Source organism: Streptomyces sp. SAS_272 (genome assembly GCF_052543235.1).
Genome location: NZ_JBMNDR010000171.1, coordinates 1 through 6,517, shown reverse-complemented (window position 1 = coordinate 6,517; position 6,517 = coordinate 1). Strand labels below are relative to the sequence as shown.

Annotated in this window: 4 protein-coding genes and 2 pseudogenes; 1 reads left to right on the top strand and 5 read right to left on the bottom strand. The window is 71.9% G+C overall.

Features of this window, described 5'->3' with window-relative positions; genetic code table 11:
• The 5 genes and pseudogenes from ACN6LD_RS41690 to tkt form a co-directional block, all read right to left on the bottom strand.
• Positions 1-297: pseudogene (locus ACN6LD_RS41690) on the bottom strand (glucose-6-phosphate isomerase); the annotation flags it as partial.
• Entirely contained in the window at positions 290-1,225 is a 936-nt protein-coding gene (opcA, locus tag ACN6LD_RS41685; RefSeq protein WP_319187045.1) for a glucose-6-phosphate dehydrogenase assembly protein OpcA, read from the bottom strand. The pseudogene ACN6LD_RS41690 and the gene opcA, both read right to left, overlap by 8 nt.
• Entirely contained in the window at positions 1,222-2,766 is a 1,545-nt protein-coding gene (gene zwf / locus ACN6LD_RS41680; RefSeq protein ID WP_445045885.1) for a glucose-6-phosphate dehydrogenase, read from the bottom strand. The genes opcA and zwf overlap by 4 nt, the downstream gene beginning before the upstream one ends.
• Positions 2,763-3,125 (bottom strand): annotated as a pseudogene (locus tag ACN6LD_RS41675) (transaldolase); the annotation flags it as partial. The pseudogene ACN6LD_RS41675 and the gene zwf, both read right to left, overlap by 4 nt.
• A gap of 142 nt (positions 3,126-3,267) precedes the next feature.
• Positions 3,268-5,343: a transketolase gene (gene tkt, locus ACN6LD_RS41670; protein ID WP_445045884.1), complete on the bottom strand. Its 2,076-nt coding sequence runs from the start codon at positions 5,341-5,343 to the stop codon at positions 3,268-3,270.
• 167 nt (positions 5,344-5,510) lie between these two features.
• Here tkt and ACN6LD_RS41665 point away from each other — a divergent pair, with 167 nt between their 5' ends.
• Complete coding sequence (locus ACN6LD_RS41665; RefSeq protein WP_445045883.1) at positions 5,511-6,419, top strand: helix-turn-helix domain-containing protein; 909 nt, start codon at positions 5,511-5,513, stop codon at positions 6,417-6,419.
• Positions 6,420-6,517: the final 98 nt, after the last annotated feature.

Below are 6,517 nucleotides of genomic sequence, written 5' to 3'. Positions count from 1 at the left end.
CGCCGTGTGCAGCACCGCCCGGTCCTCGGTGAGATTGATCCTCTCACCGCGGAACATGGCGTCCCGCAGACCGAACACGTCGACGGCCGCGGCCAGCTCCCGCAGCAGTCGCAGCGTCTCATCGGTGACGAGGTTCTTCGAGTAGTCGATGCGCAGATCGCCGACGCGCACCACGTACCGCTCGGCGCGCTGCGGGTCGGCGGCGAACAGGTCCCGCAGACTCGCCTGCCATCCGGCGCGGTGGTCCTTCAGGGCGGTCCACTCGGGCCGCCGGTCGGGGCGGAGGGTGTCAGACATGAGCAGGGGTCTCCTTGGTGCCCTCGCCGCGCAGGGCGATGGCGTACATCTCGTCCGCGTCGAGGCGCCTGAGCTCCTCGGCGATGAGTTCGGAGGTGGTGCGGACCTTCAGCGCAAGGGTGCGCGAGGGCTGTCCGGGCAGGGTGAGCGTGGCCAGCGGCCCCTCGGGGCGGTCGATGACGATGTCACCGTCCGCGGTGCCGAGCCGCACGGCCGTGACCACCGGGCCGTCGGTGACGACGCGGTCGATCGTGACCTTCAGCCGCGCCTCCAGCCAGCGGGCCAGAAGTTCCGCGGCGGGGTTGTCCGCCTCGGCCTCGACCGCGCCCGAGACGATCGGCACCCGGGCCTGGTCCAGGGCCGCCGCCAGCATCGAGCGCCACGGGGTGAGGCGGGTCCAGGCGAGGTCGGTGTCGCCGGGGGCGTAGGAGCGCACCCGGGTCTCCAGGGCCTGCAGCGGGTTCTCGACGGCGTACAGGTCGGTGATCCTGCGCTGGGCCAGCGCGCCCAGCGGGTCCTTCGACGGGGTCTGTGGCGCGTCGACGGGCCACCACACGACGACCGGCGCGTCGGGCAGCAGCAGCGGCAGCACGACGGAGTCGGCGTGGTCGGAGACCTCGCCGTAGGTCCGCAGCACGACCGTCTCGCCGGTGCCGGCCTCGGAGCCGACGCGGACCTCGGCGTCCAGCCGGGACCGGGTGCGCTCGCGCGGGGTGCGGGCGTGCCGCTTGATGACGACGAGGGTGCGCGAGGGGTGCTCGTGCGAGGCCTCCTCGGCCGCCTTGATGGCGTCGTAGGCGTTCTCCTCGTCCGTGACGATGACCATCGTCAGGACCATGCCCACGGCCGGTGTGCCGATGGCGCGGCGGCCCTTCACCAGCGCCTTGTTGATCTTGCTTGCAGTGGTGTCGGTCAGGTCGATCTTCATGGCCTGCGCCAGCTCCGTCCGTCTCGTGCGAGCATCTCGTCGGCTTCCTCGGGTCCCCAGCTGCCCGAGGGGTACTGCGCGGGCCTGCCGTGCCGTGCCCAGTACTCCTCGATCGGGTCGAGGATCTTCCAGGACTCTTCCACTTCCTGGTGGCGCGGGAACAGGTTGGCGTCGCCGAGCAGCACGTCCAGGATGAGGCGCTCGTACGCCTCGGGACTGGACTCGGTGAAGGACTCGCCGTAGGCGAAGTCCATCGTGACGTCCCGGATCTCCATGGAGGTGCCGGGCACCTTGGAGCCGAAGCGGACCGTGATGCCCTCGTCCGGCTGGACCCGGATGACGATGGCGTTGGCGCCCAGTTCCTCGGTGGCCGTGGAGTCGAAGGGGGAGTGCGGGGCCCGCTGGAAGACGACCGCGATCTCGGTGACCCGCCGGCCGAGCCGCTTGCCGGTGCGCAGGTAGAACGGGACGCCCGCCCAGCGGCGGTTGTCGACGTTCAGCTTCACCGCGGCGAAGGTGTCCGTCGTGGACGACGGGTCGATGCCGTCCTCCTCGAGGTAGCCGCGCACCTTCTCACCGCCCTGCCAGGCGCCCGTGTACTGGGCCCGCACGGTGTGCCGGCCCAGGTCGTCCGGCAGCTTCACGGACTGCAGCACCTTGAGCTTCTCGGTGAGCAGCGAGGCGGCGTCGAAGGAGGCCGGCTCCTCCATGGCGGTCAGCGCCATGAGCTGCAGGAGGTGGTTCTGGATGACGTCACGCGCCGAGCCGATGCCGTCGTAGTAGCCGGCCCGGCCGCCGATGCCGATGTCCTCGGCCATGGTGATCTGCACGTGGTCCACGAAGGACCGGTTCCAGATCGGCTCGAACATGGTGTTGGCGAAGCGCAGCGCCAGGATGTTCTGGACGGTCTCCTTGCCCAGGTAGTGGTCGATGCGGAAGACCTGGTCGGGTTCGAACACGTCGTGCACCACCGCGTTGAGCTGCTGAGCGCTCACCAGGTCGCGCCCGAACGGCTTCTCGATGACCCCGCGCCGCCAGGAGCCCTCCGGCGCCTTCGCCAGCCCGTGCTTCTTGAGCTGCTCGACGACCTTGGGGAAGAACTTCGGCGGCACGGAGAGGTAGAAGGCGAAGTTGCCGCCGGTGCCCCGGGAGGCGTCCAGCTCCTCCACGGCCGTCTTGAGCTGCTTGAACGCCGTGTCGTCGTCGAAGTCGCCGGGGATGAACCGCATGCCCTCGGCGAGCTGCTGCCAGACCTCCTCGCGGAACGGCGTGCGGGAGTGCTCGCGCACCGCGTCGTGGACGATCTGCGCGAAGTCCTCGTCCTCCCAGTCGCGGCGGGCGAAGCCGACGAGCGAGAAGCCCGGCGGGAGCAGTCCGCGGTTGGCGAGGTCGTACACCGCCGGCATCAGCTTCTTGCGGGACAGGTCGCCCGTCACCCCGAAGATGACCAGGCCGGACGGGCCCGCGATGCGGGGCAGGCGCCGGTCGCGGGGGTCCCTCAGGGGGTTCTCCCAGGCCGCGCCGAGACTGCTGCTGCTCATTCCGCGTCAACTCCCTTGCTCATCGGCGACTTCGTGACCGCGTCCAGAGGGTCCTGCCACGCCGCCTCGAACTCGGCGACGTCCTCGTCCTCCAACCGGGTGACCACCTCGTCGGGGGAGAGGCCCGGCGCCTCCACGACGACGAGGCCGGCAGCCGCCCCGGGGCGACCCCCGGTGACCGTGTCGCCGGCGACACGGCCGTGGTCGGCGGCGGCTTCCGGCGTGGTCCCGGGCCCGGTGTCGGCCGTGCCCGGCGTCATCGGGTCGTTCCCGTCCAGCGTGTCCCTGTAAGCAGGATGCTCCACACCGGTGGTCGCCCACAGCGGACGCCGCCGGTTCGCCCCCGCCCCGGCCGCCGCCCTCCGGACGCCGCCGGAGCGCGGCGGCCGCCGGGACAGGCCCTCCGGTCGGGCACGGACGTCCTCCTCGGACGGTCGCCTGCGTGCTCCCGCTGGCGCGGTCGCTTCGGTCACTGTGATCATCTTCTTTCTGGCGTTGCGGTCAACCGCGGGCGGCGGCCACGGATTCCCGGGCCGCGGCGGCGACGTTCTCGGCGGTGAAGCCGTACTCGGCGAACAGGGTCCCGGCGTCGGCGGAGGCGCCGAAGTGCTCGAGGGAGACGATGCGTCCCGCGTCGCCCACGAACCGGTGCCAGGTCAGGCCGATGCCCGCCTCGACGGCGACCCGGGCCCGCACGGACGGCGGAAGCACCTGGTCGCGGTAGGCCCGCGGCTGCTCCTCGAACCACTCCACGGACGGCATCGACACGACCCGGGCGTCGATCCCCTCGGCCCGCAGCGCCTCGCGTGCGTCGACGGCCGTCCGCACCTCGGAGCCGGTGGCGATGAGCACCACGTCGGGGACGTCCGACACGGAGTCGCGGAGCACGTACCCGCCCTTCGCCGCGTCCGGGTTCGGCGCGTACGTCGGCAGGCTCTGGCGGGAGAGGGCGAGGCCGTGCGGGGCGGGGCGGGTGGCGTGCCGCCGCAGGATCTCGGCCCAGGCGATCGCGGTCTCGTTGGCGTCGGCGGGGCGGACCACGTTCAGGCCGGGGATCGCGCGCAGCGACGCGAGATGCTCGACCGGCTGGTGGGTGGGGCCGTCCTCGCCGAGGCCGACGGAGTCGTGCGTCCACACGTACGTCACCGGCAGCTGCATCAGCGCCGACATGCGGACGGCGTTGCGCATGTAGTCGGAGAACACCAGGAAGGTGCCGCCGTAGACGCGGGTGTCGCCGTGCAGCGCGATGCCGTTCATCGTCGCCGCCATCGCGAACTCGCGGATGCCGAAGTGGACCGTGCGGCCGTACGGGCTCGCCTCGGGGAGCGGGTTGCCCTCGGGCAGGAACGAGGACGTCTTGTCGAGGGTGGTGTTGTTGGAGCCGGCGAGGTCGGCGGAGCCGCCCCACAGCTCGGGCAGCACCGGGCCGAGCGCCTGGAGCACCTTGCCGGACGCGGCACGGGTGGCGAGCGACCCGCCGGGCTCGAACACCGGAAGTGCGTCCTCCCAGCCGTCGGGGAGCCGGCCCGCGACGACCCGGTCGAACAGGGCCGCCCGCGCGGGGTTCGCGGCCCGCCACCCGGCGAGCCGCCTGTCCCAGGCGGCGTGGGCCTGCGCACCCCGGTCGAGGGCGGCGCGGGTGTGCGCGAGGACCTTGTCCTCGGCCTCGAAGGTCTTCTCCGGGTCGAAGCCCAGGACGCGCTTGGTGGCGGCGACCTCGTCCGCGCCGAGCGCCGAGCCGTGCGCGGCCTCGGTGTTGCGGGCGTTCGGCGCGGGCCAGGCGATGATCGTGCGCAGCGAGATGATCGACGGGCGGCCGGTCTCGGCCTGCGCCGCCCGCAGAGCCTCGTGGAGGGCGCTGACGTCGACGTCGCCGTCCCCGGCCGGCTCGACCCGCTGGGTGTGCCAGCCGTAGGCCGCGTACCGCCCCAGCACGTCCTCGGAGAACGCGGTGGCGGTGTCGCCCTCTATGGAGATGTGGTTGTCGTCGTAGACGAGGACGAGATTGCCGAGCTTCTGGTGTCCCGCCAGCGAGGAGGCCTCCGCCGAGACGCCCTCCTCCAGGTCACCGTCGGAGACGATGCCCCAGATCGTGTGGTCGAAGGGCGACTCGCCCCGCGGGGCGTCGGGGTCGAACAGGCCGCGCTCGTAGCGTGCGGCCATCGCCATGCCGACGGCGTTGGCGACGCCCTGGCCCAGCGGGCCGGTCGTCGTCTCGACGCCGGCGGTGTGCCCGTACTCGGGGTGTCCGGGCGTCTTCGAGCCGTGCGTGCGGAAGCGCTTCAGGTCCGCCAGCTCGAGCTCGTAGCCGGCGAGGAAGAGCTGGGTGTACAGGGTCAGCGAGGTGTGGCCCGGGGAGAGCACGAAGCGGTCGCGCCCGGTCCACTCCGGATCGGCCGGATCGTGCCGCATCACCTTCTGAAAGAGCGTGTAGGCGACCGGGGCCAGGCTCATGGCGGTGCCGGGATGCCCGTTGCCCGCCTGCTGTACCGCGTCAGCCGCCAGAAGACGGGCGGTGTCGACCGCACGCCGGTCGGTGTCGGTCCATGTGAAGTCGTTCGGTGTCTGCGTGCTCATCTTCAAGAAATCCTCGATGAAAGCGGTCAGCTGGTCTGACGTGTTCAAACTTAAAAGTCTGACTTTTCGGCGGGTAGGTCTCCCTGTGTCAGGCTGTGGTGAAAGTGGGACACCCCCGGGCGACAGATGAGCACCCCGGCACGGCAACTGGGCGGCGCGAGCAGGACATGGCGGACACACCTACCCAAGGCGGCGCCGAACACGGCATCAGAACCTTTCCCTTCCCTGTCGAGCGCAGCGTCGGCGGCATCGGCATGCAGGTGGGTCCGATGGGTCCCGCGCACGGCGGCCGCTCCTGGCACACGGATGCCCCGCCGGACCGCGTGCACCGCATCGACTTCCACGTCGTGATGCTGTTCGACGCCGGCCCCGTCCGTCACATGATCGACTTCACCCGGCACGAGGCGGCGGCCGGCGACGTGCTGTGGATCCGCCCGGGCCAGGTCCACCGCTTCTCGAAGTCGAGCGAGTACCGCGGAACCGCCCTGACCATGCAGCCCGGCTTCCTGCCGCGGGCCACCGTCGAGGCGGCCGGCCTCTACCGCTACGACCTGCCGCCGCTGCTGCACCCGGACGAGGCGCAGCTCGCGGGGCTGCGCGCGGCGCTGGACCACCTGCGGCGCGAGTACGACGACGGAGCCGAGGGAACCCTGCCGCTGAGCCTGCACACGGCGGTGCTGCGGCACTCGCTGACGGCGTTCCTGCTGCGGCTCGCGCATCTGGCGGCGAGCGGCGCGGAGGCGACACGGCGTCAGGCGGACACGACGTTCACGCTGTTCAGAGACGCTGTGGAGAGGGAGTTCGCCGCCAATCACAGTGTCAGCGCGTACGCCGACTCCCTCGGCTACTCACGGCGCACCCTCGTGCGGGCGGTCCGTGCGGCCACCGGCGAGACGCCCAAGGGCTTCATCGACAAGCGGGTCGTCCTGGAGGCGAAACGGCTCCTGGCCCACACGGACCTGCCGATCGGCCGGGTGGGCGCGGCGGTCGGCTTCCCCGACCCGGCGAACTTCTCCAAGTTCTTCCAACTGCACACCGGCCAAAGTCCGGTGGCCTTCCGCGTCGAACAGGGCTGACGGCGGCGGGGGCTGCGCGGGGGCACGCACAGGGGAGTGCGTGCGGTGTGCGCGGGCATGACGGGGCCGGGGGGGGGGGGGGGGGGGGGGGGGGGGGG

Coding starts and splice junctions, on each gene's coding strand:
- zwf (WP_445045885.1), bottom strand. CDS start 2,766: ATGAGCAGCAGCAGTCTCGGCGCGGCCTGGGAGAACCCCCTGAGGGAC.
- tkt (WP_445045884.1), bottom strand. CDS start 5,343: ATGAGCACGCAGACACCGAACGACTTCACATGGACCGACACCGACCGG.
- ACN6LD_RS41665 (WP_445045883.1), top strand. CDS start 5,511: ATGGCGGACACACCTACCCAAGGCGGCGCCGAACACGGCATCAGAACC.
- opcA (WP_319187045.1), bottom strand. CDS start 1,225: ATGAAGATCGACCTGACCGACACCACTGCAAGCAAGATCAACAAGGCG.